General features: G+C 64.8%; 19 protein-coding genes, 1 pseudogene and 1 riboswitch. Of the genes and pseudogenes, 3 read left to right on the top strand and 17 right to left on the bottom strand.

What is annotated here, in order from left to right:
- Positions 1 to 73: 73 nt before the first annotated feature.
- Positions 74 to 269: riboswitch (cobalamin riboswitch) on the bottom strand.
- 206 nt (positions 270 to 475) lie between these two features.
- Positions 476 to 1,081: a cob(I)yrinic acid a,c-diamide adenosyltransferase gene (gene cobO, locus QFZ54_RS06180; RefSeq protein WP_307085459.1), complete on the bottom strand. Its 606-nt coding sequence runs from the start codon at positions 1,079 to 1,081 to the stop codon at positions 476 to 478.
- A 54-nt stretch (positions 1,082 to 1,135) separates the two neighbouring features.
- Between cobO and QFZ54_RS06185 the strand changes: the two genes are divergently transcribed.
- Positions 1,136 to 2,752, top strand: coding sequence for an NAD(P)/FAD-dependent oxidoreductase (locus QFZ54_RS06185; RefSeq protein ID WP_307085461.1), 1,617 nt, complete (start codon positions 1,136 to 1,138; stop codon positions 2,750 to 2,752).
- A gap of 371 nt (positions 2,753 to 3,123) precedes the next feature.
- Here QFZ54_RS06185 and QFZ54_RS06190 read toward each other — a convergent pair whose 3' ends face one another.
- The 9 genes and pseudogenes from QFZ54_RS06190 to QFZ54_RS06230 all read right to left on the bottom strand — a co-directional run bounded on the left by QFZ54_RS06190 (position 3,124) and on the right by QFZ54_RS06230 (position 13,257).
- Positions 3,124 to 3,801: a peptidylprolyl isomerase gene (locus QFZ54_RS06190; protein ID WP_307085463.1), complete on the bottom strand. Its 678-nt coding sequence runs from the start codon at positions 3,799 to 3,801 to the stop codon at positions 3,124 to 3,126.
- A 321-nt stretch (positions 3,802 to 4,122) separates the two neighbouring features.
- Positions 4,123 to 4,491, bottom strand: coding sequence for a UBP-type zinc finger domain-containing protein (locus QFZ54_RS06195; RefSeq protein WP_307085465.1), 369 nt, complete (start codon positions 4,489 to 4,491; stop codon positions 4,123 to 4,125).
- Positions 4,488 to 6,146 carry an FAD-dependent oxidoreductase gene (locus QFZ54_RS06200; protein ID WP_307085468.1) on the bottom strand — a complete coding sequence of 553 codons (1,659 nt, stop codon included), beginning with the start codon at positions 6,144 to 6,146 and terminating at the stop codon, positions 4,488 to 4,490. The genes QFZ54_RS06195 and QFZ54_RS06200 overlap by 4 nt, the downstream gene beginning before the upstream one ends.
- On the bottom strand, positions 6,143 to 7,525 hold the full coding sequence (locus QFZ54_RS06205) for an FAD-containing oxidoreductase (protein WP_307089293.1): 1,383 nt from the start codon (positions 7,523 to 7,525) through the stop codon (positions 6,143 to 6,145). Before QFZ54_RS06205 ends, QFZ54_RS06200 begins: the two co-directional genes overlap by 4 nt.
- The gene (locus tag QFZ54_RS06210) at positions 7,522 to 8,019 is read right to left on the bottom strand and encodes a DUF4126 domain-containing protein (protein ID WP_307085470.1); all 498 of its coding nucleotides are present in this window, start codon (positions 8,017 to 8,019) and stop codon (positions 7,522 to 7,524) included. The genes QFZ54_RS06205 and QFZ54_RS06210 overlap by 4 nt, the downstream gene beginning before the upstream one ends.
- 169 nt (positions 8,020 to 8,188) lie before the next feature.
- Complete coding sequence (locus tag QFZ54_RS06215; protein ID WP_307085472.1) at positions 8,189 to 8,716, bottom strand: RidA family protein; 528 nt, start codon at positions 8,714 to 8,716, stop codon at positions 8,189 to 8,191.
- 67 nt (positions 8,717 to 8,783) lie between these two features.
- The gene (locus QFZ54_RS06220; RefSeq protein ID WP_307085474.1) at positions 8,784 to 10,352 is read right to left on the bottom strand and encodes a TonB-dependent receptor plug domain-containing protein; all 1,569 of its coding nucleotides are present in this window, start codon (positions 10,350 to 10,352) and stop codon (positions 8,784 to 8,786) included.
- Positions 10,353 to 10,878: 526 nt separating this feature from the next.
- Positions 10,879 to 11,355: pseudogene (locus QFZ54_RS06225) on the bottom strand (TonB-dependent receptor plug domain-containing protein); the annotation flags it as partial.
- A gap of 258 nt (positions 11,356 to 11,613) precedes the next feature.
- Positions 11,614 to 13,257 carry a flavin monoamine oxidase family protein gene (locus QFZ54_RS06230; RefSeq protein WP_307085476.1) on the bottom strand — a complete coding sequence of 548 codons (1,644 nt, stop codon included), beginning with the start codon at positions 13,255 to 13,257 and terminating at the stop codon, positions 11,614 to 11,616.
- 365 nt (positions 13,258 to 13,622) lie between these two features.
- On the opposite strand from QFZ54_RS06230, the gene htpG reads away from it, so the two are divergent.
- Together htpG and QFZ54_RS06240 are read left to right on the top strand one after the other, a co-directional pair.
- Positions 13,623 to 15,527 (top strand): molecular chaperone HtpG, encoded by a 1,905-nt coding sequence (gene htpG / locus QFZ54_RS06235; RefSeq protein WP_307085478.1) that lies wholly within the window; start codon positions 13,623 to 13,625, stop codon positions 15,525 to 15,527.
- 79 nt (positions 15,528 to 15,606) lie between these two features.
- Positions 15,607 to 17,838, top strand: coding sequence for a glycoside hydrolase family 3 N-terminal domain-containing protein (locus tag QFZ54_RS06240; protein WP_307085481.1), 2,232 nt, complete (start codon positions 15,607 to 15,609; stop codon positions 17,836 to 17,838).
- Between the two features lie 61 nt (positions 17,839 to 17,899).
- Here the strand turns inward: QFZ54_RS06240 and QFZ54_RS06245 are convergent, their stop codons facing one another.
- The 7 genes from QFZ54_RS06245 to relB all read right to left on the bottom strand — a co-directional run bounded on the left by QFZ54_RS06245 (position 17,900) and on the right by relB (position 26,624).
- Positions 17,900 to 18,499, bottom strand: coding sequence for an ATP-binding cassette domain-containing protein (locus QFZ54_RS06245; protein ID WP_307085483.1), 600 nt, complete (start codon positions 18,497 to 18,499; stop codon positions 17,900 to 17,902).
- Entirely contained in the window at positions 18,489 to 19,178 is a 690-nt protein-coding gene (gene modB / locus QFZ54_RS06250; protein ID WP_187503764.1) for a molybdate ABC transporter permease subunit, read from the bottom strand. Before modB ends, QFZ54_RS06245 begins: the two co-directional genes overlap by 11 nt.
- Complete coding sequence (gene modA / locus QFZ54_RS06255; RefSeq protein ID WP_307085486.1) at positions 19,179 to 19,931, bottom strand: molybdate ABC transporter substrate-binding protein; 753 nt, start codon at positions 19,929 to 19,931, stop codon at positions 19,179 to 19,181.
- A 113-nt stretch (positions 19,932 to 20,044) separates the two neighbouring features.
- Entirely contained in the window at positions 20,045 to 23,413 is a 3,369-nt protein-coding gene (locus QFZ54_RS06260; RefSeq protein ID WP_307085488.1) for a polysaccharide deacetylase family protein, read from the bottom strand.
- A 244-nt stretch (positions 23,414 to 23,657) separates the two neighbouring features.
- The gene (locus QFZ54_RS06265; RefSeq protein ID WP_307089294.1) at positions 23,658 to 25,955 is read right to left on the bottom strand and encodes a TonB-dependent receptor; all 2,298 of its coding nucleotides are present in this window, start codon (positions 25,953 to 25,955) and stop codon (positions 23,658 to 23,660) included.
- A gap of 211 nt (positions 25,956 to 26,166) precedes the next feature.
- A complete protein-coding gene (locus QFZ54_RS06270) occupies positions 26,167 to 26,478 on the bottom strand; it encodes a type II toxin-antitoxin system RelE/ParE family toxin (protein ID WP_307089297.1) in 312 nt (103 codons plus the stop codon).
- Complete coding sequence (gene relB / locus QFZ54_RS20365) at positions 26,436 to 26,624, bottom strand: type II toxin-antitoxin system RelB family antitoxin (protein WP_373458457.1); 189 nt, start codon at positions 26,622 to 26,624, stop codon at positions 26,436 to 26,438. The genes QFZ54_RS06270 and relB overlap by 43 nt, the downstream gene beginning before the upstream one ends.
- Between the last annotated feature and the right edge of the window lie 127 nt (positions 26,625 to 26,751).

Consider the following 26,751-nt stretch of genomic DNA (forward strand, 5'->3'; position numbering starts at 1 on the left):
CGGCCTCCGCGCGACGCGAAGCGATGTCGTCGCTCGGGGTGTTACCCGTCCGTTCGGCGCACCCTGGCCGGACGAAAGACGACCGCGACAGGCAGGTCTCCTGGCTCGCGGGTCAACGCCGTCCGAGCCGCCTTCTCGGGAGTATCCCAATGGCATGTGGCACGATGGCTCGCCGCGTACAGTTGCAGGGGCAGCCGGGTGTTTCCCGTTCCCATTTTCATTTCCCTACGCGTTGCCGCCTCGGGAAAACCTGTCGCAAGTCGAGCGATAGGCGCGGGGCTGGGGGGACGCAAGATGGCGGCGCGCCGTTGGGCGCTCGCTCCAGCAGTTCCACCAATCCGCCGTCATCCTGACGAAAGTCAGGACCCAGGGTAACGGGCGGTAGCCTTCGTGGCTCTGGGTCCTGACTTTCGTCAGGATGACGTAGCATTTTTGGCTAGCGCCGTGACCGGCAGAACCTTCGCGTGAAATCGCCTTAGAACTCCACGCCCGCTTGAGCCTTCACCCCCGACCGGAACGGATGCTTCACCTGCGTCATCTCGGTTACCAGATCCGCCGCCTCGATCAGCGCATCCGGTGCGTTCCGCCCCGTCACCACGACATGCGTCATCTCGGGCTTGGCCGACAGCACCGCCAGCACCTCGTCGACCGGCAGATACTCATACCGCAACACGATGTTCAGCTCGTCCGCGACCACCATCGCATAAGACGAATCGGCGATCATTCGCTTCACCTCGTCCCAACCCTCGCGCGCCACCGCGATATCCCGCGCGCGGTCCTGCGTATCCCAGGTGAACCCCTCGCCCATCGGCTTGAACTCGCACAGGTCCGGAAACGCATCGAAGATCGCCTTCTCGCCGGTCGCCATCGCGCCCTTGACGAACTGCACCACGCCGACTTTCCGCCCATGCCCGATCATCCGCACCGCCATGCCGAACGCGGCGGTCGACTTGCCCTTGCCCTTGCCGGTGTGGACGATGATCAAGCCCTTCTCGATCGTCTTGCTCGCGACGATCTTATCGTGGACCTCCTTGCGCTTAGCGCTCTTGGCATTCTGCTCGTCGTCGGTCCGCATGATCATGTCCTCTCCTGCACCCGATGGCGGATCGCGGCGCGCGGCGCTAGAGCGTCCCCCATGCTCCGCATCACCGATCTCAAGCTCCCGCTCAACCACGCCGACGAAGCGCTCCCCGCCGCGATCCGCGATCGCCTGCGCGTCACCCCGCGCGACCTGATCCGCTACACGATCGCGAGGCGCGCGCACGATGCACGCGACAAGATGGACATCCAGCTCGTCTATTCGGTCGACGTCACGCTGAAGAACGAGGACACCGTCCTCACCCGCTTCCGGAAAGATCGCCACGTCCAGCGTACCCCGGACACCGGCTATCGCTTCGTCACCAAAGGCGGTCCGAGCTACACCGGCCCCCGCCCAGTCGTCGTCGGCGCAGGGCCCTGCGGCCTCTTCGCCGGCCTGATCCTAGCGCAGATGGGCTTCCGCCCGATCATCCTCGACCGCGGCAAAGTCGTCCGCGAGCGTACCAAGGACACCTGGGGCCTCTGGCGCAAGAGCGTCCTCAACCCTGAATCCAACGTCCAGTTCGGCGAGGGCGGCGCCGGCACCTTCTCCGACGGCAAGCTCTGGAGCCAGATCAAGGACCCGCGCCACTTGGGTCGAAAGGTCCTGACCGAGTTCGTCAAAGCCGGCGCGCCGCCCGAAATCCTCACCGAAGCGCACCCGCATATCGGCACCTTCCGCCTCGTCACGATGGTCGAGAGCATGCGCAAGACGATCGAGGCGCTCGGCGGCGAGTACCGCTTCTCGACCCGCGTCGACGGCCTAGACATCGTCGAGGAGGCCGGCACGCGGCAATTACGCGGCCTCCACCTGAGCACCGGCGACTATCTCGAAGCCAACCACGTCGTCTTCGCGGTCGGCCATAGCGCGCGCGACACGTTCGAGATGCTGCACGCGAAGGGCGTGCATGTCGAGGCGAAGCCCTTCTCGATCGGCGTCCGCATCGAACATCCGCAATCCTGGATCGACGAAGCCCGCTTCGGCCCCTGCGCGGGCCACCCCGATCTCGGCGCGGCGGCGTACAGCCTGTCGCACCACTGCAAAAACGGGCGTACCGTCTATAGCTTCTGCATGTGCCCGGGCGGCACCGTCGTCGCAGCAACCTCCGAAGAGGGCCGCGTCGCGACCAACGGCATGAGCCAATATTCGCGCAACGAACGCAACGCGAACTCGGGGATCGTGATCGGCATCGACCCCGAGCGCGACTATCCCGGCCACCCGCTGGCGGGAATCGAACTGCAACGCCACTGGGAGTCGCGCGCCTATGTCGCGGGCGGCTCGAACTACAAGGCTCCCGCGCAACGGATTGGCGATCTGCTCGCGGGGCGCGCGTCGACCGCGCCCGGCTCGGTGATCCCGTCGTACAAGCCAGGCGTGCACATGACCGACCTGTCCGAATGCCTGCCGGAGTTCGCGATCACCGCTTTGCGGGAAGCATTGCCTGCGTTTGGGCGTGAAATTCCCGGCTACGATCATCCTGACGCGGTGCTGACGGGGGTGGAGACCCGGACCTCGTCGCCCGTCAGGATCACGCGGGGCGATGATTTCGTGAGCCTCAACACCGCAGGCCTGTTCCCGGCGGGCGAAGGCGCTGGCTATGCGGGGGGCATCCTGTCCGCGGCAGTCGACGGCATCAAGGTCGCGGAAGCGGTTGCGCTTAGTCTGGTGGCGTAACCCTGAAGCTCCTTGTTCCGCCGCGCAGGCGGGGACCCAGGAATCACAGGCGGTAGCGGTCGTCATCCTAGACTCCCGCCTTAGCGGGAGAACACAGAGGGCTGTGGCAGCTGTTCCAGGTACCTGATTGCCAGGACCAATGCATCTAGCACCTCCCCGGCGAAGGCCAGGGTCCAATTAGGAGACGCTGCTAACTAAGCCAGAGCATCGTTACTCTGACCTTTCAATTGGACCCCGGCCTTCGCCGGGGCGGTGCGGAAGTCAATGACGGCCACGGTGCGACAGAAGCTTGCGAGCGGATGATGCTCCCCCGACGAAACAAGAAACACGAGGCATGGTATTAGTGGAGGTGCAGGCCGCCACCCCGCCACTCACATCCGCCGCCGCGGCCCCGTCTCGATCAACCACGCGCGCGGCAATCGCGTCGGCTTCGCCACCCCGTCGAGCCGCCGAGCACTCACCAGCGCCACCCGCTTCAGGATCATCTGGTCCTTGAACGCGTCCATCCCGCCGCCGGTCGGCTTGGCGAGGATGCGTTTCACCACGTCCATCCCCCCGACGACGTGCCCGAACGCCGCATAGCCCGGATAGCCTGCGCGCGCGTCCATCGCCGGCGCCGGCCCGATCGTGATGAAGAAATTGCCGCCAGCGGACGCCGGCGTCATTCCCCGCGCCATCGAGATCGTCGCGTCGAGATGCTTGATCCCGGTCATCGCGGTGGTCTCAAGCGGAAACGGCGGCAGGATCCGCCTCGCATCGGTGCGGATACCGGCCTGGATGAAGCCGAGCTTCGGCGCGGACTTCTGGCGGCTGGCGCGATAGAAGTCGGTGCCGTCGAACCGTCCGTCGTCGACATAAGCGAGGAAATTCGCGGTCGTCTTCGGGGCGCGGCGCGCGTCGAGCGCCAGCAGGATCGGCCCCTCCGACGTGACGAGGCGGACGCGGACAAGGCCCGGCTTCGGTCCGGGTTCGGGGCGCTGTACCGACCGCCTCGCCGGCTGCGCCGTTCCCGGGGACGCGAAGGCCGCAATGGCTACGAAGCCAATCATCAAACGTCGCATTTCGATCACTCACGCCTTTACCGATGGCGTCGGCTACCTGTACGTTTACGGAGAGGCAAGCGCGGGGACCCTGTGGTGATCGGAGCTACATTATAGCGGAGCCAGTTCGAGAACGTGCCGCCCACCCCTTGCTCCGACCTTCGATCAGTATAGCTGACGTTTCCATCTTGCGCACCACCCCGGCGGAGGCCGGGGTCCAATTGGCACGGCCCGAGTGGTTTCGCGCGAACCTTCGTTAGCCACGTTGCCCAATTGGGCCCCGGCCCCCGCCGGGGTGGGGATTGGTGGACGGTCCGACCTGAGTTCTCGTCAGCGCGGGATAGTTGCCGCCAAATATTCCCGAGAGGCATCGCTACCGAAGCGATCGCCCCCCTCAAACATAGAGCGGGATCGGCCCGACCTGCGGCGTCTGGTCCGGCAAATCCACCATGGTCTCGTCCACGGAACGCCAGCCCAGCCCTCCGGCGGGTCATAGCCCTCGATGATCGGATGCTGCGTCGCGTGGAAGTGTGCGGTCGCGTGGCGGTACGGGGAGTCGTCGCAGCAGCCGACATGGCCGCATTCCCGGCACAACCGCAGATGCACCCACTCACTGCCGATCCGGAGACACTCCTCGCACCCCTTCGCGCTCGGCGTTACGTCGCGGATCGTATCCATGTGGGTGCAGCCGTAGCTCATTCCGCGCGCCTCTCCGCCATGTCGGCCAATATCGTGTGGATCTGCGCGACCACCGCCGCGCCCTCGCCGACCGCCGCCGCGACGCGCTTGGTCGAGCCCGCGCGCACGTCGCCGATCGCGAAAACGCCGGTGCGGCTCGTCTGCAACGGCAGCGTCGCGCCGCCGGTCACGATGAACCCCTTCTCGTCCGTGTCGACGCAGCCCTTCAACCAGCCCGCATTGGGATCGGCACCGATGAACAGGAACAGATGTCGCATCGCGCAGCGCGTTTCGGTACCGTCGCTACGCTGGCGGAAGATAGCTGCGGTCAGCCCGGTCGCGCGCTCCCCCTCAAGCCCGACAATCTCGGTGCCCACGCGGATCGTCACGTTTGGCAGTGCGGCGATCCGGTCGATCAGGTATTTCGACATCGTCGCGGCCAACGGGCGGCGCACTATCAGGTGCAGGTGTTTCACGCGAGGTGCGAGGAACGCCACGGCCTGCCCGGCCGAGTTGCCGCCGCCGACCAGCGCAACCTCCTCGCCCTCGGACAACCGCGCCTCGATCGGCGATGCCCAGTAGGACACGCCGGCGCCCTCGAACTCCGCCAGGTCGGGAATGTCGGGCCGGCGATAGCGTGCGCCGGACGCAACGATCACCGTCCGTGACTGAACGCGTCGATCGCCCGGCAATTCAAGCACGAGCGGGTCGCCCGCGGGCCGATCCTCGTCGCAATCGAGGTGCTCGACCGTCAGCGGGATCGCGATCTCCGCGCCGAATTTCAGCGCCTGGTTGAACGCGCGGCCCGCCAGCGCCTGCCCCGAAATGCCGGTCGGGAAGCCCAGATAATTCTCGATCCGCGCCGATGCCCCCGCCTGTCCGCCGATCGCACGCTCGTCGAGCACGATCACCGACAGCCCCTCGGACGCCGCATAAACCGCCGCCGCCAGCCCCGCCGGCCCCGCGCCTACGATCGCGACGTCATACACCGTGTCCGGATCTAGATCGGGTGTGATCCCGAGACACGCCGCAACCTCGATATCGGACGGCCGTTTCAGCACCGTACCGTTCGGGCAAACGACTAGGGGCAAATCGCTCGACGCGACGCCGGTCCGCTCGACCAAGGCACGCCCTTCGTCGTCCGACGCCGCATCGAGGACGATGTTCGGATAGCCCGATCGCGTGAGAAACCCCTGTAGCCGGACTACGTCGGGACTGTCCGGCAGGCCGACGATCACCGTTCCGCCGCTGCCCTGCTCGATCAATCCGACGCGGCGCAGGATCAGCGCGCGCATCACGATCTCGCCGACGTCCGCCGAGCCGACCATCAGCGCGCGCAGATGCGCCGGGTCGAACGGCAGCGCGGTGCATCCTCCGGCTCCTGCGGTGCCACCCGCAATCGTCGGCCGACCGGCGAGCTGGTTGACCTCGCCGGTCAACTGCCCCGGACCGTGCGTGGTGATCGGCGCCTCGTGGCTCAGCCCGTCGCGGCGGACGACGTCGATCGTTCCTTGGAGCACCAGCCAGGCGGCGACGCCGTGCTCGCCGATCGCGTAGACCTGCTCGCCGGCTGCGAACACACGCGCCGGACCGCTTGCGAAGCGCTTCGCCGTCTCAAGCTGCTCGGCATTCAACACCGGGAACATCTGGTGGTCGCGCGCGCCGAGATCGCTCATGCGCGTGCAACCGGTTCGAGCGCTAGCAGCAGCGTCGGGATCAGTTCGGACACGGTCGGGTGGATCGGCACCGCCCAGCGCAGCGCGGACACCGGCTGCTCGGCGTTCATCATGTCGAGGATGCCGTGGATCGCCTCGTCACCGCCCGTGCCGAGGATCGCCGCCCCCAGGATCCGCTGCGTCTCCGCATCCGCCACGATCTTCATGAACCCCTTGGTCTCACCTTTTTCGACGGCGCGGCCGACACGCGTCATTGGCCGCTTCGAGACCAGGATCGGTCGGCCCGTCTTCTCCGCCTGCGACTGCGTCATCCCGACCCGACCAAGCGGCGGATCGGTATAGAGCGCGTAGCCGACCAGCCGCTGGCTCAGCGTCCGGCCGTCGTGCTCGAGCAGGTTCGCCGCGACGATCTCGAAGTCGTTATACGCGGTATGCGTGAACGCGCCGCGCCCGTTGCAATCGCCCAGCGCCCAGACGCCCGGCACGTTAGTCTGCAGCATGTCGTCAACGATGACATAGCCCTTCGCATCCGTCGCGATCCCGGCGAGATCGAGACCGAGGTCGTCGGTATTTGGGCACCGACCGACCGCGAGCAGCACGTGGCTACCGATCACCTCGGGATCGCCCGCGTGGCAATCGACCGATACCGCGACGCCGTCCGCATGGCGCGCGAACGCGATACAGTTCGCGCCGGTTCGCACCGCGATCCCTTCGTCCTTCAGGATCGCCCGCACCGCATCGGACACGTCGATGTCCTCGTGCCCGATCAGGTGTTCGCCACGCTCCACGACGGTCACCGCGGCGCCGAACCTCCGGTACATTTGCGCAAACTCGAGGCCGACATAGCTTCCGCCGACGACGACGAGATGTGCGGGGACCTGCTCCAGCGCGACCATGTCGGTGTTGTCGAGGTGGGGCACGTCGCCGACGCCGGGCATGTCCGGTACGCTCGCGCGGCCGCCGACGTTGAGGAAGATGCGCGGCGCGGTCAGCTCCTCGCCGTCGACCGCGATCGTCCGCGGTCCGGTGAAGCGCGCATGGCCGCGCAGGAAGGTGAGGCCTGCCATGCCCTCCAACCAGCGCTCGTTGCTCGAGCGCGCATCCAGCACAACATTCCGCGCACGTGCTGCGACCGCAGGCATGTCGACCGTGACGTCGCTGGTCGAGATCCCGAAATCCGCCGCTCGCCTCGCGAGGTGCGCGGCATAGGCGCTCGCCACGAGCGTTTTGGTCGGCATGCAGCCGGTATTGACACAGGTCCCGCCGACCAGCTTGCGCTCGATCAGCGCGACCGTCATGCCCGCGGCGGTAAGGCGGCCTGCCAACGGTGGTCCGGCCTGCCCGGCGCCGACGATGATCGCGTCGAAATTCCGCATCAGATCGACAGCACCACCAGCACGGCCAGGAGGATCACGAGCGCATCCTCGATCAGCGCAGCGGGTCGATCGTTGCCGAACGCTGCCGCCAGCCGCGCGCGCAGAGCCGCGCCGCCATAAATGCCGACGACCGCACCGACCACGCCGAGAACGATCCCCGGCAACGGCGCACCGATGCCATACCCCACGGCCGCACCCGAGAGCCCGCCGGTGAGCAGGCGCGCGGCGAACTGCGGCGGCACCTTTCGGCTCGGCGTCGACGGCAACTGATCGGTGACGAGTTCGGTAGCCGCCAGCAGCGCGAAGATCCACGGCGTAAACCGGTAGCCGAGGAACGCCAGCCACGTCCCGTGCAACGGCAACGTCCCGTGCAACGGCAACGTCCCCTTGCTCGCCACCCAGGCGATCGCGGCCGGTGCCATCATCGCTCGCAACCCCGCGACGATGCCGATGACGAACGCCAGGATCAGTCCGTTGACGAGCGGGGGGACGAGCATGGTAGTCTCCGATCCGGTGTCCAACATCGTCCCACGCGTCGCCACGAGCGTCAATTCGTTACGTATCCGATCTGGCGTCGATGTAGTCGCTCACCCCTCCAGAGTACTCGCTCGATCGGACCAAGCGCCTGATATCAAAAAGCGAACACGGACCGCCCCTCTCGCGATTTTATTTCGCCGCTGTCGCCTCGATCTCGACCAGGAACGCCGGCCCTGCGAGTGCCGCAACCTGCACGGTAGAGCGCGCGACGGTGTTGGGGTTCTCTGCCGTCCCGAAATACATCTTGAACGCGTCGTTCATGCCGGCAAAGTCCATCTTGCCGCCGAGCTTCGGGTCACCCGCGACGAACACGGTAAGCTTGATGATGTCGCTCATCGCATAGCCCTGCGCCGCGAGGATCGCCTTAATCTTCGTGAAGACGCTGATCGTCTGCGTCTTGGTGTCGCCGAAATCGGCGATCGTCAGTTGTGCTGACGGCGTCTTACTGGCCGGATCGATCGGCGCCGCCAGCTGCCCACTCAGATACAGCATCTTCGCACCCGTCGGCACGGTGACGCCCTGGAGGATCAACCCGGGCGGGGTGTTGGCGTGCCGGACGATCGCCGGCTTGCTATCGGCGGCCATCGCCACGCCAGGCAAGGCAAGCATCGTGCAGGTCGCCACGGCCAAGGCGATGGTCTTCGTCGTAATCGTCATATGTCTCTCTCCCAATTACCCATGCGAATGGTTCGGGCGCGGCGGATCTTGCGCCGCGCCCGATCTCTCAGAAGCTGACGTTCATGCGCGCATAATAATAGCCGCCGTTGATCCCGTACGGGCTGAACGTCAGCGGCGCATCCAGCTGGTTGCCGCCGCCGACCAAGGTCGCGTTGGTCGTGCCCGGCACCAGGCCGAGCGTCGGCGACTTCCTATTGAAGACGTTGTTCGCACCGATCGACAGCTCCAGATCGTCGGTCGCCTTGAAGTTCAGCTCGACGTCGCCGATGAACGCGGTGCCGATCGTCTGCTTGTAGAAGGTGCCGCCGTCTGGGCTGTATCTGGCCGAGCTCTTTCCGTAGACCGTACCGCGCAACGTCATTGAGAACTTGTCGATCGAATAGAAGGTCGAGCCGATGACCTTCACCCGCGGCGATGCGGTTTCGATATTGGCTCGGGCGCCCTCGTCGAACAGCGGCACCGTGATCGTCTGCCCCAGGACGTTGACCAGCGGCGGTGCGGACATGACCTTGGTGATCTTGGTCTGGTTGTAATTGCCCGACAGGGTCCAGGTCGCGTTGCCATATTCGCCAAAATCGCTTGCATAGCTGGCGACGATATCGACGCCGCGGGTCCGGGTATCCGCGCCGTTGGTGAAGATGTTGATGCCGGTCTGCGTCACCGTCGGATCAAGGACGTTGCCGTTCGCGCGGATTGCCGCCGTCACGACGGGGAAGTTGACGTTGACCGGAGAGGTCGCACCGCCCCCGCCGAACAGCGAACCCGTGCCGAGAATGCGATCCTCGATCTTCACCTGATACGCATCGATCGTGATCGTCAGGCGCGGCACCGGCCGGATCACTGTCCCGAGGCTGTAGTTGGTCGATTTCTCGGGCTTCAGATTGGCGAACCCGAGTAGCTCGGCTGCCGCCGAATTGGCCGGCAACTGAACGAACGCCGAGGTCGGCGAGACGTTGGTCGCGGAGTAGAACGATTCCGCCAGCGTCGGTGCGCGGAACCCCGTCGAGAAGGTGCCGCGGAGCGCGAACGCGTCGGAGAAGTCGTAGCGTGTCGTCCCCTTGTAGATGAACTTGCTGCCAAAATCGGAATAATGCTCGTAGCGGCCGGCGACATCGACCTTCCAGCCCTCGACCGGCATCAGCGCAACATCGACATAACCCGCCTGTGAATTCCGACCGTTGACGCCCGCATCCGAACTGCGGAAACCGGGATAGGACTGGCCGCCTTCCTTGTAGGTCGAGGCGGCATCGCCAGCGCCGATCTGATAGACGTTCTTGCGATACTCGCCACCGAAGGCAAGGTTGATAGGGGCCGCCATTCCGGCCTCGATCTCATGCGTGAAATCGGCGTTTACGGTCAGTTCGCTCGATTTGAAGAACCCGTTGTAGAAGGTGGTCGGGGTAAAGCCGGTATCCGCGTAGAGTGACGCGTTGGCTGAATTGACGGTATAAATCTCGTTCTTGTCCTGCCCGAACGTCGATGAGAGATCGTAGTGGAACCCGCTGACGTCGCCGCGCAGGCCACCCGTAAACGCCATGTCCTCCTCGCGGATCTTCTCGCGCGGAGAGAAGCCGTTGACCGGGCTGTCGTCTTCCGGGTCGAAATAGGTCGTCACCGCCGCCCACGGTGCGCGACACACGGGTCGGCACGCGGACGTTCTCGTAGGCACTGGCGATCCGGCGCGAAAAGGTGCCGAAGCTGTAGACCTCGACGTCGCCGAAATTATAGGCAGAATTATACTGGAGGTTGATGAGGCGTGACTGTGCATCGCCGCTGATCTTGTTGACGTAGGGGAAGTCGGACATCCCCGGATACAATTGTTGCTGCAGCGGGGTGATCGACGGCGTCGTTGCGCTCGTCAGCAGTTTGCCGTTGATGTCGGTCACGCGCCGGTCGAGCCCGCCGACCTGCGTGAAGTCGTGATAGCGATAGAAGCCGGTGACATTGATGAAACCCGCATCGCCCAGCTTGGTCGCGAGGTGCAGCGTGCCGGCATAGGTCCGACCGCCCGTGTCGTAGTTTTCGCCCGCGGTCACGTAGCCGTCGCCGCCTTCCTTGTCGTCCTTGAGAATGATGTTGATGACCCCGGCGATGGCATCCGAACCGTATTGCGCGGCCGCACCATCCTCCAACACCTCGATGCGCTTGATCGCGGAGGGGGATATCAGGTCGAGATCTGCGGTCGCCGCGCCCTGATATGGTCCGCCCAGGACGGCAAGGTTCGAGGTCCCGTGACGGCGCTTGCCGTTGATCAGCACCAGCGTGTGGTTCGGGCTCAGCCCGCGCAACCGAGCCGACAGCGTAAGGTTGGCGGTGTCGCCGCCGAACGCCTGCGCGGTGAATGATGGCACGAGCTGGGTCAGCACCTGATTGAGGTTCGGCTGGCCAACATGGCTCATGAGTTCGGCGTCGAGCACCTTGATCGGTGCCGCGCTTTCCGCTGCGGTGATGCCCGTTGCACGCGTGCCGGTAACGATGATGTCGTCGGGTATTTCCGATGATCCGGTCTGGGGGTCGGTCACGGTAACCGACGCGGTCTGCGCCGAGGCCGTCATGTGTCCGGCGCTGGCGAGCGCCACAATGAGTGCGCCGCGTGAAATACTGGTGACGATCCGCATAAGGTTTCCCCCCTTATTGTTGAGCTCCTTCAGTCATCCTCTGGTTAGTTCGATGATCTAATGTCATCCTGACATGGTTATTCTCGATACGAAACGCAGTTCGTGGTAGTAAAAACTATTCTCAAGAAATTCTAACCTTAATCATGATTGGCTTCGTCGCGTCGCAAGACAACCGATTCGGTACAATATTTGAGATATCTCCGAACTATTGTTCAGGGTGTCACTCAAATGCAACGTTTTGGGACGTGCTGCTTTGACTTACGCCGCGCGCTTCACGCGGTCCGAACCCGTCGCGGCCCTGTTAGCGCCCTGAGCTGCGACCCGCCTGGCCAACGCCACGACCTGACCCTGTGCGGACTGGATGCCACCTTCCTGCCAGCCCGGAGTCTGGCTGAGCGCGGCGGACGCGAAATAGACACGGCCGTCGGGTTTCTGGAGCAGGCGAAACTCGGGCGTATCGATATGCCCTTCCTGCCGCCCGTTCGAGCTGCCCGCATTCCAGTCAGGCCACGGCCCCAGGCTGTACGGGATCTTATGCCAGTTCACGGCGATCCCGTTGACCAGGTCGCCGCCATGCCCGGGATGCAGCCGGTCGATCACCCCGCGCGAGAACGCAATCTGCTCCGCGATCGGCCGCTTGGCGAACTCCGCGGCATTGGGTCCCGACGAATAACAACCGAGGATCATGCCGCGCTCGGAATGCAGCCCCGCCGACGGATACCAAATCAGCGTTGTCGGGCCGCCGACGAACGAGATCCCACCGTAGATCTGCTCGCGTTCCCAGAAGCGCGGGCTCTCGAACGCGACCTTGTTCGAATGATCGTAGACGACGCCGGCGATCGTCTTCTTCAATGCGGGCGAGAAGTCGGTATCGATCGTCGCGAGCACCGGGAACGGGATCGTGCAGATGATGTAATCCGCCTTAACGGTGTCGACCACGTCGCTCGCCTTGTCGCGGTAGACAACGTCGACGCCTTGCGCGGTATGACGGATCTTGGTCACCTCGGCGCCGCGGATCGCCGGGCGGCGCAGGTTGCGATCGAACCCGGTATGGATCCGGTCCATACCCCCGACCGGCTCGAACATTGTCGCCTGCATGTAGAGATTGTCCTCGAACAGCGTCATCGGCAGCCGTTCGTTCGCCAGCAACTGGTCCATCGGCACCGCGCTGCCCGCTGACGAGAAGGTGACACCCGCCCCCGGTGCCGTTCCGAACCCCGACCGCTCGGTGCCCGCAAAGGCATAGTCGGTGCCGAGATCGCCATACGCCTTCAGGAACGGCAGCAGTTTTTGCTTGTCCGCCACCGTCACCGACTGATCGAGCGCGCCCTGGTTGATCGCCTTCGCCAACAGTTCGGCGATGTGACCGCGCATGTCGTTGATCGCGGTCCGCATGCGGATCTTGCTACCGTTCTCGCCCATCACATAGGCCGAGCGGCTGGAATTGACCTCTACCTCGAGCGGCACCTCGAACTTCTTCGCGTACCCGATCAGTCCCTGGTGAAAGCTCGGGATACGCGCCGGTCCCGCGTTGAAGTAGATCCCGTCGGAGAACTTCGCAGTCTGCGTCTGTTCCCCGATCATCTCGATCTTGTCGCCGTCGCGCACCGTCCAGGCGCGCCCACCGACCCGCTCGCGTGCTTCGAGCAACGTAACCTGGAAGCCCGCCTGTTCGAGCTCGTAGGCGGCCGTCAGCCCGGCGATCCCGGCCCCGAGCACGACGACGTGCGTACCCTTGCCTAAAGTCGGCGTCAGCGTTGCGAGCGCTTCGGCATGCGACGTCCCAATCAGTCCTTCAGTCAGTCCCAGCGCCTGCATAGCACCGAGTGTAGCGCTCAGCCCTCCCATCAAGCCAAGTCGTCGCAATATCGTCCTGCGTGTAATCGCGGTGTTCGTAATCATCGAGGCCCCCCGAAGCGGCAAGCCTTCCCAGGGCCCGCCGGACGTCAGAAACACCGACGGGTCGACCCCGTCAGCAGCCTCGCAGGATCATCATCCCCGATCAGTCCCGATGGACGTCAGACTATAAACAGAAAAGAACACATCGTTCCTTTCCGCACCCTAGTTCGACACGTTGCATCTTTTGACTGAACGATTCGGATTGAACATTGCTTTGGAATGTAACGCAAATGAAATCTTCCTTGACCGGGAACTAAACCGCCGTCCTCAATCCACTGCATTACCACCGGATCTACGGGCCTTGAATTCCGCTCGACCTCCGGCCAATTCTCGGACTGATCCTTTCAATAAGAGACCTGCCTCATCCTATGACCACCGAAACCGCTCCAGCCCCCGAGACATCCGCTCCCGAAACCCACGCCTTCGAGGCCGATGTCGCACGTTTGCTCCATATGATGGTGCACTCGGTTTATTCGGATAAGACCGTATTCTTACGCGAACTGGTCTCGAACGCTGCGGATGCGTGCGAAAAGCTGCGGTACGAGGCGTTGAGCGCGCCCGATCTGCTCGGCGACGAAACCCGGCTGGCGATTGCGATAACGCTTGATCCCGAGGCGCGCACGCTGACGATCGAGGACAACGGCATCGGCATGACCGCCGACGACATGGGTGAAGCGCTCGGCACGATCGCGCGCTCGGGCACCAAGGCCTTCATGGACAGGATCGCTGCATCCAGCGGCTCCGACGGCGCGCAGCTGATCGGCCAGTTCGGCGTCGGCTTCTATTCCGCATTCATGGTCGCATCGAAGGTCGACGTGATCTCGCGTCGCGCCGGCGCAGACACCGCCTCGCTCTGGTCGTCGGACGGCCTCGGCACCTACACGATCGCCGATGTCGCCGCCGGCGACGCCCCCGCCCGCGGTACCCGCGTCGTACTCCACCTGCTCGAAGACGCGACCACGTACACCGACCGCTTCACCGTTGAGCGCCTGATCAAGGACCAGTCGGGCCACGTCCCCGTGCCGATCACGCTGCGCGAAAAGCCGGATGCCGATCCGGTCGATATCGCCGACGGCGCCGCACTGTGGACCAAGCCGAAGGCGGATATCTCGGCAGGAGACTATGCCGATTTCTACCGCAGCGTGTCCGGCCAGTATGACGAGCCCGCACTGACGCTCCACTACCGGGCGGAAGGACTGCACGAATATTCGGTACTCGCCTATGTGCCGGGAGCCAAGCCGTTCGACCTGTTCGACCCCGACCGCAACGGTCGCATGAAGCTGTACGTGAAGCGCGTCTTCATCACCGACGATGCCGAGGTACTGCCGCGCTACCTCCGCTTCATGCGCGGGTTGGTGGATTCGTCTGATCTGCCGCTGAACGTCTCGCGCGAGATGATCCAGGAAAGCCCGATGCTTTCGGCGATCCGCAAGGGGGTGACGGGCCGGGTACTCGCTGAACTTGACAAGCTCGCGACCCGCGATCCCGAGGGCTATTCAAAGATCTGGGAGAATTTCGGCGCGGTCCTGAAGGAAGGTCTGTATGAGGATTTCGAACGTCGCGAAGCGCTGCTAAAGCTCGCACGCTTCAAGACTACGACGTCCGGCGGTGCGTGGCGCTCGGTCGCAGAGTACGTCGCGGCAATGAAGGACAACCAGACGGCGATCTACTATGCGGTCGGCACCGACCTCGATCGCCTCGAAGCCTCGCCGCAACTCGAAGGGTTCCGCGCGCGCGGGATCGAAGTGCTATTGCTGCCGGACTCGGTCGACGGGTTCTGGGTGACGGCGGGCATCGATCACGAAGGCAAGCCGTTCAAGTCGGTCACGCAGGGTGCGGCCGATCTTAGCTTGATCCCACTGATCAACGGCGCCGAGCAGCCGACCGCCGATGCGACACCCGAGGTCGCCGACTTCATCGCGTTCGTGAAGACGACGCTGGCCGACGCCGTCTCGGAGGTCCGTGCCTCCGAGCGCTTGACCGACAGCGCAGTTTGTCTGGTCGCAGCGGACAGCGGCATGGATCGCCAGCTCGAACGTATCCTTGCCATGAGCGGTCAGGCGATGCCTGCGGCCAAGCCGGTGCTGGAAATCAACCCGCGCTCGGCATTGATCGCCAAGCTGGCCGCGCTGGGCGAGGACGAGACCTCGCTCCGAGAGGATGCCGCGCATCTGTTATTCGACGAGGCCCAGATCGCCGATGGGGAGCGTCCGATCGACGCTCGGGCGTTCTCTGCTCGCTTGACGCGCCTGTTCACGCGCGCGCTGGGCTGAGCGCCTGGACCGCGGTTCTGCAGATTTGCGGAACCGCGGTCCAACGACTACCCCCGCTCCAAAGATTGAGGAGCGGGATATGTCATCCATTCTAGACCGCCGCCAGATGCTCACCGGCGGCGCGGCGATTGCCGGTTTGTCTCTCGGTTCGACTACGGCGTTCGCGCAGAGCGACCGGATCGAGAGCCTGATCGCGAAGATGACGCCTGCCGAAAAAGCCGGCCAGCTGAGTTGCTTCTCTGATCAGATTCGCCCGATCGGGGTCCCCTTTAACCCCGGCCTTGCCACAGGCGGTGCGGCCGAACAGATTGCGCGGATCAAGACGGGGCAGATCGGCATGCTCTTCAACGGCGTCGGCTATGCTGGGGCCAAGGCCGCGCAGGACGCCGCACTCGCGACCCGCCTTAAGATCCCGCTGATCTTCGCGGGCGACGTCATCCACGGCCTGCGCACCGCCTACCCGCTGCCGATCGCGGAGGCCTGTGCGTTCGATCCCGACCTTGCGATGCGCACCGCGCGCGCCGCGGCGTTGGAAACCACCGCGCTCGGCATTCACTGGACCTTCGCGCCGATGGTCGATGTCGCGCGCGACCAGCGCTGGGGCCGCGTCGCCGAAGGGTCGGGGGAAGATCCGTATCTCGGCATTCAGTTGGCGAAAGCGCGCGTCCGCGGTTTCCAGGGCGACGACCTGCGTGATCCGACGCGCATGGCTGCTTGCGCCAAGCATTTCGCGGCCTATGGCGCAGTCTCGGGCGGGCAGGATTACAATTTCACCGAGATTTCGCCCGCCACGCTGCATGAGGTCCATCTCGCACCGTTCAAGGCCGCGGTCGACGCAGGGGTCGCGACGTTGATGAGCGCGTTCAACGACATCGACGGCGTTCCTTCCAGCGGGAATCACTGGCTGATGACCGATCTGCTGCGCGGCGAATGGCGGTTCCGCGGGATGGTGGTCGGCGACTATACCGCGGACGAGGAACTGATCGCGCATGGCTATGCCAAGGACGGTCGCGACGCCGCGAAGAAGGCGTTCATGGCGGGCATGGACATGGCCATGCAGTCGAACCTGTTCAATCTGTGGCTGCCCGACCTCGTCGAGAAGGGCGAGGTCCCGCTCGCCCGGCTCGATGAAGGCGTCCGCCGCGTGCTGCATCTGAAGGACGCGATCGGGCTGTTCGACAACCCCTATCGCTCGATCAGCCAGAAGGCCGAGCGCACCAGCGTCTCGACACCCGCGATGCTGAAGCTCAGCCGCGAGGCCGGGGCGCGTTCGATCGTGCTGCTAAAGAACGATGGCAACCTGTTGCCGTTGAAGAAGAACCCCGGCCGGATCGCGCTGATCGGGCCATTCGCGGAGGACCGCAAGAACGTCGTCGGCACCTGGGCGTTCATGGCCGACGAGAAGCTCAACGTCTCGATCGCGCAAGGCCTGCGCGCGCGTGGGCTGACCGTCACGACGGCGCCGGGGTCGGAGATCGAAGCCCCCCTGCCCGGCGGGATCGCCGCCGCCGTGGCCGCTGCGCAAAGCGCGGACATCGTCCTGCTCGCGGTCGGCGAATCGCAACTCATGTCGGGCGAGGCGCAGTCCCGCAGCGAGATCACCATCCCCGCCCCGCAGATGGCGCTTGCCGAGGCCGTCGCGGCAACGGGCAAACCGGTCGTCGTCCTGCTCCGCCACGGCCGCGCGCTGGCGCTCCACGGCGCGGTCAAGGATGCACCCGCGATCGTCGCGACGTGGTTCCTCGGGTCCGAAAGCGGCAACGCGATCGCCGACGTCCTGTTCGGCGACGTCAATCCGTCCGCCAAGCTGTCCGCCAGTTTCCCCAACGAAAGCGGCCAGGAACCCTATTTCTACAACCACAAGAACACCGGCCGCCCGGCACCGGATACGGGCAGCCAGGAATACAAGTCGCGCTACCGCGAGACCAAGAACGAGGCGCTCTACCCGTTCGGTCACGGCCTGAGCTATACCAGTTTCGCGGTTTCCAACGTCGTCGTGCCGGCGCGGATGACCGACACGCTCGCCGTCACCGCCACCGTCACCAACACCGGTGCGCGAGCCGGCGACGAAGTGGTCCAACTCTACATCCACGACCGCGTCGCCAGCCGGACCCGCCCGGTCCGCGACCTCAAGGGCTTCGCGCGCGTCTCGCTGGCGCCTGGCGCATCGAAGCGCGTGACGTTGACCCTGAAGCGCGAAGACCTCCGCTTCTGGGGCGACGGCGATTGGGTCGTAGAGCCGGGAATGTTCGATGTCTGGATCGCGACCAGTTCGATCGACGGCGATAAACAAAGCTTCGAACTGGTCTGACGCCTGTCTTGCCGCGAAGGCGGGAACCCAGTCTGGGTCCCGTCTTCGCGAGCAGACACCGCTACATCCGCACGACCCGGTTTCCGATCCGCTCGGCCTCCTCGGGGTCGTGCGTGACCATCAGGATCGGCAGGCGCATGACGTCGCGGACATGCTCGATCGCCAGCATGATCTCTTCGCGCCGCGCGCGATCGAGCGATGACAATGGCTCGTCGAGAAGCAGGAAGCGCGGCCGGCTGAGCAGTGCACGGCCGATCGCCACCCGCTGCGCCTCGCCGCCCGACAGCGTACGGGGCCAGCGCTCGAGCAGATGGCTGATGCCGAGAAAGCCGATGATGTCCTCAAACCGTTCCGGCTCGCCGCGGACGCCGTAGAGCAGGTTTGCGCGGACGCGCATGTGCGGAAACAGCCGCGCCTCCTGAAACACATAGCCGGCGCGACGGCGTTCGGGAGGAACGTCGATCCCGTCGCCGAACAGGGTCTCGCCGTCGATCGCGATCCGCCCGCGATCGGGCCGCAACAGCCCGGCGACCATGTTTAGGACGCTCGACTTGCCCACCCCCGATGGACCGAACAGCACGGTCGCGCCTTCGCCCGCGTCAAGCGTCAGCGATACCCGTACGTCGCCGAGCCGCTTCTCGATATCGATCTCAAAGGACATGGAGCCCCCGTCCAGCGCGCCGCGTGAGCAGTTCCGACGCGATCAGAGCAATCAGCGACAAGCCGACGGATACACACGACAATCGCCAGACCAGCGCGTCTGCCCCGGGCTGTTGCAAGGCCGAGTAGATCGCCAGCGGCAAAGTCTGCGTCTCACCGGGCACGTTGGAGACGAACGTGATCGTCGCGCCGAACTCACCGATCGACCGCGCGAAGCCGAGGACCGCGCCCGCCAGCACGCCGGGAATGCTGAGCGGCAGCGTCAGCGTCCAGAACACGCGCCACGGCCCTGCTCCCAACGTCCGTGCGGCGTTCTCCAATCGCCTGTCGACCGCCTCGATCGAAATCCGCATCGCCCGCACCATCAGCGGCAACGCCATCACGCCCGCCGCGATCGCCGCGCCGGTCCAGCGGAACAAGACGGTGATCCCGAACCAGTCCTGCAACCAGCCGCCGACCGGGCCGTTCGGCCCGAAGGCGAGCAGCAACAACCATCCGGTCACCACCGGCGGCACCACCAGCGGCAGATGGATCGCCGCATCGACGATCACCTTGCCGGGAAACCGGACGCGCGCGAGCAGCCAGGCCAGCGCGAAAGCGACCGGCAGGGTCACCAGCATCGCCACCCCGCCGACCTTCAGCGACAGCGCGACGATCTCCCATTCGGCCGCGTCGAGCATCTAGCGCGCGGAGAATCCGTAGCGCACGAAGATCGCCTTACCCGCGCGTGAGACAAGGTAGCGCCGGAACGCTTCGGCCTCGGGGTTGGCCGATGTCTTCAGCCGCGCGATCGGATAGGTGATCGCCGGGTGCGTGTTTTCGGGAAAAACGCCTGCGATCCGTACCTTGGCGGACGCCTTTGCATCGGTTGCGTAGACGATCCCGAGCGGCGCCGCGCCGCGCTCGACCAGTGCCAGCGTCGCGCGGACATTCTCCGCACGCACCACCTTGCGCGACACCCGCGCCCAGACCCCAAGCTTTTTCAGCGACGCCTGGCCGTATTTTCCCGCCGGCACTGCGGTATCCGCCATCGCGAGCGGCCCTGCTGTCAGCACGCGCGCGAGAGCAGCGGGCGGTCGTACCGGAATGCGGATCTTGCTGCCGGCGGGCGCGGCGACCACCAGGCGATTGCCGAGGAACGTCACGCGGGTCGAAGCGACGATCAGGTTCTTGGCGGCCAGTTCGTTCATCCAACCCTCGTCGGCGGACACGAACAGGTCGGCCGGTGCGCCGGATTCCACCTGCCGCGCAAGCGCCGACGAGGCAGCAAACGAGACGATCGGTTTGACATGCCCCTTTTTCGCCCAAGCATCGGCAGCTGCGGTGAGCGACTCCTGTAACGATGCCGCAGCGAGCACCAGCGGCGCGCGCTGCGCGTGTGCGCCGCCCGGCAAGGCCAGCGGCACGATCAGCGCCAACGTCAGATACCGCATTCGATTACCTCTCGGAGCCAGATCGAGCGGATATATAGCGGCCCGTCATAATGCCACAGGAAACCGATAATGCCGCGCTCCGCCGTCATCCTGAGAAGACTAGGCGGAGACCGCTAATTCGCCGTCACTCGCCCGGTCCGCGCGAGCTTTCCCCAGCCAACCAGCGGACCGCGCAAGGCCTGCGCGATCGCCTTCAGCACGACGTAATACATCACCTGCCGATACCCGATCCGCTGCGGAATCAGCAGCCATAGCAATCTCCAACGTTCCCTGCGCTCCAAGGCGAACGCGATCGTCGCTGCCAGCAGGTCGATCGCAGTAAAGATCAGCCAGTAGGCCAGCATCGTATAGACGTCGTGGCTCGTCTGCTCCCAGCCATGGGCCTGCACCGCGAGATAGGTCGAGGCGAAGCTGACCAGCAGCGCGAGATCGATGATCGGCGAGATGGAGGCCAGCACGATCTGGAACACGATCGCCTGTGGCAACCCGACCCAGCCAAGCCCGCGCGGATGCGACCGGCCGATCGCCGAGCGGTGCTTGTAGAGGCACTGCAACGTCCCGAACGCCCAGCGGAACCGCTGTTTGGCGAGCGCGCGCATGGTCTCCGGCGCCTCGGTCCAGGCGATCGCGAACTGGTCGTACTGAACGGTCCAGCCATGCCGCTGGATCGCAATCGTCAGATCCTGATCCTCAGCGAGCGTATCATCGGGATAGCCGCCGACGCTGCGGATAGCCTCCAGCCGCCACGCACCTACGGCGCCCGGCACGACCGTCATTGCGTTCAGCCGTGCGAGCGCACGCCGTTCGAGGTTCTGCGCGGTGATGTATTCCAGCGCCTGCCACTTGGTGATCAAATTGACGCGATTGCCGACCTTGGCATTGCCTGCGACCGCGCCCAGCTTCGGATCGTCGAACCAGCGTGCGAGGCGCGCGATCGTCATCGGCTCGAACTGCGTATCGGCATCGAGCGCGATCACGATCTCGCCCCGCGCCAGTTCCAGCCCGCGATTGAGCGCGCGTGCCTTGCCGCCGTTCTCCAGCGTCAGCAGGCGGACGCGGTCGTCACCTTCGAACGCCTCGGACACGACGCGACTGGTGCCGTCGCTGGAACCGTCGTCGATCACGATCACCTCGATCGCAACCTCGGCGGAGGCGAGCACGCCTTGTACGGCACGGATGATCACGCGCTCCTCGTTGAACGCCGGGATCATCACCGTGACGAACCGAGACGGATCGATTGCCGGGAACACCGTCTTCAGTTCGCGCCGTGCCTGGATCAGCGCCAGGGCAGACAATGCCAGTGCGCGGATAATCCCGATCGTGATCGCAATGCCGAAGATCCAGCGGAGCGCGACGACGATGCCGCCGAGCGTGCTGAACAGCGCGAGATCCGCAACCGCCGCGACCCGGTCGCTCGACGAGATCACCGGCATCGCTGCATTGCGCGACAAGCCCGCGAGCGTCGATACGGGGACGAAGCTGTAGCCCATCGCGCGCAATCGCTCGATGATGATCGGTAGAGCTGCAACGGTTTGAGCGCGATTGCCGCCGGCGTCATGGAGCAGGATCACGTTGCCGCTACGCTCCGGGTTACCCGCCTCGACGCCGGCGATCGTGCGGTCGATGATCGCCTGCACGCCCGGCCGCTTCCAGTCGTCGGGATCGACGTGGAGGCCGACCGAGATGTAGCCGCGCTGCTGCGCTTCGAGCGCCGGGACGATCTCGTCCGCGGTACTCGGCTCGGCATCGCCGAAATACGGCGCGCGGAACAGCCGCAGCGAGCGCCCTGTGAACGCTTGGAACAACCGCTGTGTCGCGTTGAGTTCGTACTTCACCTGCCGCGCCGACACGTTGGCGAGATTGGGATGCGTGTAGGTGTGGCTGCCGATCTCATGCCCCTCGGCGACCATTCGTTCGAGCAACGGCCGCTCGGTCAGCGCATTCTCGCCGATCACGAAGAACGTCGCCGGCGCGTGCGCGCGCTTGAGGATGTCGAGGATCTGCGGCGTCCATTCGGGATCGGGACCATCATCGAAGGTCAGCGCGAGCTGTTTCGCGCGATAACCGGTGCGAACCACGACATAGGGCGATGGCATCCGCTTGAAGTTGACGTCCGCGATCGTGCCGTCCTTCGCCGGCACAGCGTCGCGGATGCCAGTGACCGGCTCGGCGGCGATCTTCAAGATCTCGCCGCTGCCTTCGATATCGGCGTTGGTGCCGGCCGGCATTTTGTCGATAGAGTCGGGGATCGGCAGCTTGCGGTGATCTCGGCCCCAGATCGACCAGAGCCCCGGATCTTCAGACCCCAAACGCCAAAGCGCGACGCTCCCCAGTCCTGCCTTTTGCAGGAATGCGATCTGGTTGTACGCCGACGCCGCATCGAGCAGCCAGACCTGATGCTGCACACCGCCTTCCGAATAGGCAAAGCTGCTGTTTCCGCTGGTCTTGTCGAAGGTCGGCATCGTCCCCGAATCTGCCGCGTTCTGCCAGGCCTCCTCGACATCGAGCGCCTCCCCGTTGCCGCTCTCCGCACCGGCATGCCAGTCGTAAGCGTAGGAGCCGATCGCGACGACCAGCTTGGCGGGTGGAATACCGCGTGCTGCGTCGGCGACCGTACGCGCGAACCAGCGCTGCGAGGCGATCGGGCCGGGTGCGCCGCTCGTCTCGTGCTCGTCATACGCCATCAGGAAGATCTTGTCGGTCACCTTGGCATAGGCGGGCAGGTTCCAGTCCGGGTTGGCGACCGGCGCCGCAATCGCAACGACCCAGCCGTGCGGGGCAAACCGCGCGCGTGTCTCGGCGAGGAACGCGCGGTAGTTGGGTTGCGCGGACGCGGGCAGGTCCTCGAAATCGTAGAACACGCCGCCGGCATGGTTCGCGCTGAGAAACGGTACGAGCTTATCAAGGAAGGCAGCACGCGCCTTCGGATCGGCAACCAGCGCGGCGCTGCCAGCACCATCCCAGTCCCCGTCAACCGCGTTCTGCACCATCGGCAGGATCACCGGGCGGTGCACCGCCTTGTTCAGGATATCGCGCCCGGCCTGGTCGCGGAACACGGTAATCTTGTGATCCTTGCCGGTGATCGAGACCCAGCCGGGGATCAGCCAGTCGAGCTGTTCGACGTGCCGCGCGAGACTGGCCGTGCTCGCCTCGTCCCACGGCGCGTGGAAGGCGATCGCGAGCGGCGGGTTCGCGCCGTTACCAACACCAGACTTGGCCGCGCTCGTTCCGAACAGTTGCTTGGCGTAATAGTTGAGATCGCGACGGGTCTCCCGAAGAAGACCGCCACGGGGCGCGGGCAGCTTGTGGAGCGCGGGATGCTCGGGTTCGATCGGCAGCAACGGCGCAGTCGGTACAGCACCGATCGAGACGGCGAATACCGCGATCGCCAGTAACAGCAGTGCGACGAACGCAGCAACGCCGAAGGTGAACCGCCGACGCCGACGGCCGCTTGCATCATAGAATACAGGATTGTGCGACATGAGTTAAGTATCAACCGGCGAAGGAAAAACGGCAAATTGCCATTTCAGGCGGCTACAGCGCGTGTCACGCGGACGCTTCTGACAAATGCGTCACGCGTGCGTTAGAAACAATCTGAGAATTCTCTTCATCCCCTCCCGCAAGCGGGAGGGGACCGAGGGGTGGGCGCCCGGCCAGCACGCGTGCTGCGCCTAGTGACAGCGCGATCCCACCCCCACCCCCCGCTCGTGGGAGGGGGGAAGAAAATCAGCGGAACTTGCCGCTGAGCGACACGCCGATGATCCGCGGTTCGTTGAACACCGCCGCCATGTAGTTCTCGATCACGCCCTTGAGGTTCTTCTCGCCGGTGATGTTGCGCGCGAACACCGCAAGCTCGTACGCATCGTCAGGCGCGGCATAACCGACCTTCAGGCCACCCTCGAAGTTGCCGTTCGCGGTGAACTCCTTGGTCTTGTAGAGCACGAACTGCGTATAGCCCTGGATGTTGAAGTCGCCCGCGACGAACGCGCGACCGCCATTGCCAAGCGGCTGGTCGTAGCGCGCGGTCAGGTCGACATTATATTCGGGCGCATTCGGCAACGGCTCGCCGTCGATCTTGACCAGATAGGTCGTACCGAACGCACCAGGCACCGCACGGACCGGCGCCGACGGCGTGCAGACCACGACGTTGTTGAGCGCGCAGATCTGCACCTCGGTCGTCTTGTCGCGGATCGCGCTGTGCAACAGGCTGAGGCCCGCACCCAGCGTGAGGTTCGGAACGGGCTTCCAATTGGCTTCGGCTTCCATGCCATACGCCTCGGCCTTGTTGCCGTTGAACAGGATGCCGTTGCCGTTGACGTCGTTGCCGTTGAGCTGAATGTCGTTGACGCGGTAACCGAACACCGTGGCGTTGAGCGTCAGCGTGTTGTCGAGCAGGCGGGTCTTGATCCCCGTCTCCCAAGACAGAATTGTCTCGGAGTTTGCGGTCGAGAAGTCCGAGTTGAACACCGCCGAACGCCCCTGGATCGTCGGTCCACGGAAACCTTGCGCGACGCGCGAATACAGGCTGATGTCGGGCGTCGCCTGATACAGGATGCTCGCATCCCAGCTCGGCTTGGTCGACTTCAGCGTGACGTCGCGACGGCCGTTGGCCGGATACTGATTGACGCCGCCTGCGGTCTGCACCGTTTTCAGCAGCTGCGTACGCTTCTTGTCTTCGGTAATGCGGCCGCCGAGCGTCACCGTCAGCTTGTCCATCAGCTCGTAGCTGACCTGACCGAAGCCGGCCCAGGACGTGTTCACGTCGCGCAGGCGCACCCAGTTGTTGGGATTACGCGCCGCGCCCGTCAGGAAGTAGGTGCGCTGGTAGAAGTCGGTGATGTCGCGGTTGTCGAAATACAGGCCGCCGACCTGCCAGTTGAAGCGGCCACCGGGCGTGCCGGCGACGCGCAACTCCTGCGACCACTGGTCGAGGTCGCGGATCTGGCCCTGCGACTCGCCGAAGCCGTTGGCGACGCCGCGCACCGGAAAGTTCGCGCCTGCACCGCCGTCTGTATCGCCGCGGCTGAAGCCGGACGTGGTCTCGTACGCGGTGATCGAGGTCAGCGCGGCCGGACCGAAGTCGTAGGTGGCGCGGACCGAGCCGCCATAGGTGTTGTAGCTCTGCGGGTTGTCGTTCCCCTCGTCGAGCGACACGCTGTTGCGCGGCTCGGCCGAAACGTCGTTCGAGCCCTTCTTCAGCGCGCCACGGTGGAACAGCGTCGAGGTGCCGTCATACCAGCGGGCGTGGCCCGACAGGTCGAGCGTGAAGCGTTCGCCGGGGGTCAGCGCAAGCTGCACGCGGACGTTGCGATCGTCGAAGCCGCCCATCGCGTCCTTGCGCGGCGTCGCGGTGTTGTCGGCGCTGACGCCCGCGAACCGGTTGTCGACGTAATTCTCACGGTGCTGAATCAGCGTCGAGAGGCGGATCGACAACAGGTCCTTGATCAGCGGGCCACCGACGCCGGCGTCCAAGTTGACGCTGTTATACGAGCCGACCGACGCGGACGCGCGGCTCTCGAAATCATTGCTCGGCTTGATCGTGTCGAACTTGATGATGCCCGCGGTGGTGTTGCGCCCGAACAGCGAGCCTTGCGGCCCGCGCAGCACTTCGACCTGGCGGACGTCATAGACCGGGTTCGACTTCAGCACGACATGCTCGAGGATCACGTCGTCCTGGATGATCGTGACCGGCTGCGACGCGCCGAGGTAGAAATCGATGTTGCCTAGGCCGCGGATGTAGAAGCGCGGGAAGATGCGGCCGGTCGTCGATTCGACGTACAGGCCGGGGACACGGCCCGACAGCGCGAGCAACGTATCGTCGCCGCCCGCCGTAAACGTCCGCAAGTCAGCGCCCGAGACGACGCCGACCGACAGCGGCACTTTCTGGAGGTTCTCGGAGCGACGCTCGGCGGTGACGACGATATCGCCGAGGCCTTCCTCTGGAGCGGCCTGCTCCGTGGCGGGAGCAGCCTGCGCGAACGCGGCCGAACCACCGAACACCGAACCACATGCGACGCCGAGCATCAGCGCCGACTTAACGACCGAAATCTTCAAGATGATATTCCCCAATCGTGCGGCGCCGTCCCTGACGACCGGCCGCACATCCAATATGCAACGCCGCTGTTAGTCGTCGACCGCCCTCCCTGGACGGCACGAAGACGCCTCGCGACGCTCACTCCCCGACCCGGCGGTTAGGTCGGGATTGTGTTGGTATGATGACAGTTGGTGATGGAGATTACGGGTAATCCCGACGCGCATGCACGACGTTGACGATCTCGACCGTATCCAAGACGAGGCGATAGATCAGCAGATAGTTGGGACGGATGACAGCTTCGCGCGTGCCGTCGGCCCTGCCCGGCCGGTACATGAACGGATGATCGACGAGCCGGTGCACGCATGCCTCGATCGATGTCGCAAGGCGGAGTGCTGCGCCCCTGTTCCGGTCGGCGACGTAATCTAGAATCGTGGTGGCATCCTCAACTGCCTCGGGGCGCCAGAGCAGCTTCAGCGATCTCCGCCTGATCGATCGGCAGAGTCCAAAACCAATCTCATCGCGGCAACGGCATCATCGTGCGGGATCGACGGACGGGGGTCGGCCAACGACCGCGCAATCTTTTCGCGTAGCCAACGATCATAGGCTTCCGCTGAGATCGAGGACTCGGACTCCAAGGGTTTGGGTGCGATTTGCGGCATTAGGCGAGCTTAGGCCTGTTACTGCCGAAAGCAATGTAGTCGCGCCGCGGCAAAGCCGCGTCGTCGGACGACACGACCGAGTACCAGCTCGGCCGGTCGCCGTCCGGCTAGACGCTTGTCCTCGTCC

It is taken from the genome of Sphingomonas faeni, assembly GCF_030817315.1.
GTDB lineage: Bacteria > Pseudomonadota > Alphaproteobacteria > Sphingomonadales > Sphingomonadaceae > Sphingomonas > Sphingomonas faeni_C.

Excerpts from the sequence above, each read along its gene's own strand:
- cobO (WP_307085459.1), bottom strand. The coding sequence starts at position 1,081 with ATGATCATGCGGACCGACGACGAGCAGAATGCCAAGAGCGCTAAGCGC.
- QFZ54_RS06185 (WP_307085461.1), top strand. The coding sequence starts at position 1,136 with ATGCTCCGCATCACCGATCTCAAGCTCCCGCTCAACCACGCCGACGAA.
- QFZ54_RS06190 (WP_307085463.1), bottom strand. The coding sequence starts at position 3,801 with ATGATTGGCTTCGTAGCCATTGCGGCCTTCGCGTCCCCGGGAACGGCG.
- QFZ54_RS06195 (WP_307085465.1), bottom strand. The coding sequence starts at position 4,491 with ATGAGCTACGGCTGCACCCACATGGATACGATCCGCGACGTAACGCCG.
- QFZ54_RS06200 (WP_307085468.1), bottom strand. The coding sequence starts at position 6,146 with ATGAGCGATCTCGGCGCGCGCGACCACCAGATGTTCCCGGTGTTGAAT.
- QFZ54_RS06210 (WP_307085470.1), bottom strand. The coding sequence starts at position 8,019 with ATGCTCGTCCCCCCGCTCGTCAACGGACTGATCCTGGCGTTCGTCATC.
- QFZ54_RS06215 (WP_307085472.1), bottom strand. The coding sequence starts at position 8,716 with ATGACGATTACGACGAAGACCATCGCCTTGGCCGTGGCGACCTGCACG.
- QFZ54_RS06230 (WP_307085476.1), bottom strand. The coding sequence starts at position 13,257 with ATGATTACGAACACCGCGATTACACGCAGGACGATATTGCGACGACTT.
- htpG (WP_307085478.1), top strand. The coding sequence starts at position 13,623 with ATGACCACCGAAACCGCTCCAGCCCCCGAGACATCCGCTCCCGAAACC.
- QFZ54_RS06240 (WP_307085481.1), top strand. The coding sequence starts at position 15,607 with ATGTCATCCATTCTAGACCGCCGCCAGATGCTCACCGGCGGCGCGGCG.
- QFZ54_RS06245 (WP_307085483.1), bottom strand. The coding sequence starts at position 18,499 with ATGTCCTTTGAGATCGATATCGAGAAGCGGCTCGGCGACGTACGGGTA.
- modB (WP_187503764.1), bottom strand. The coding sequence starts at position 19,178 with ATGCTCGACGCGGCCGAATGGGAGATCGTCGCGCTGTCGCTGAAGGTC.
- modA (WP_307085486.1), bottom strand. The coding sequence starts at position 19,931 with ATGCGGTATCTGACGTTGGCGCTGATCGTGCCGCTGGCCTTGCCGGGC.
- QFZ54_RS06260 (WP_307085488.1), bottom strand. The coding sequence starts at position 23,413 with ATGTCGCACAATCCTGTATTCTATGATGCAAGCGGCCGTCGGCGTCGG.
- QFZ54_RS06265 (WP_307089294.1), bottom strand. The coding sequence starts at position 25,955 with ATGCTCGGCGTCGCATGTGGTTCGGTGTTCGGTGGTTCGGCCGCGTTC.
- relB (WP_373458457.1), bottom strand. The coding sequence starts at position 26,624 with ATGCCGCAAATCGCACCCAAACCCTTGGAGTCCGAGTCCTCGATCTCA.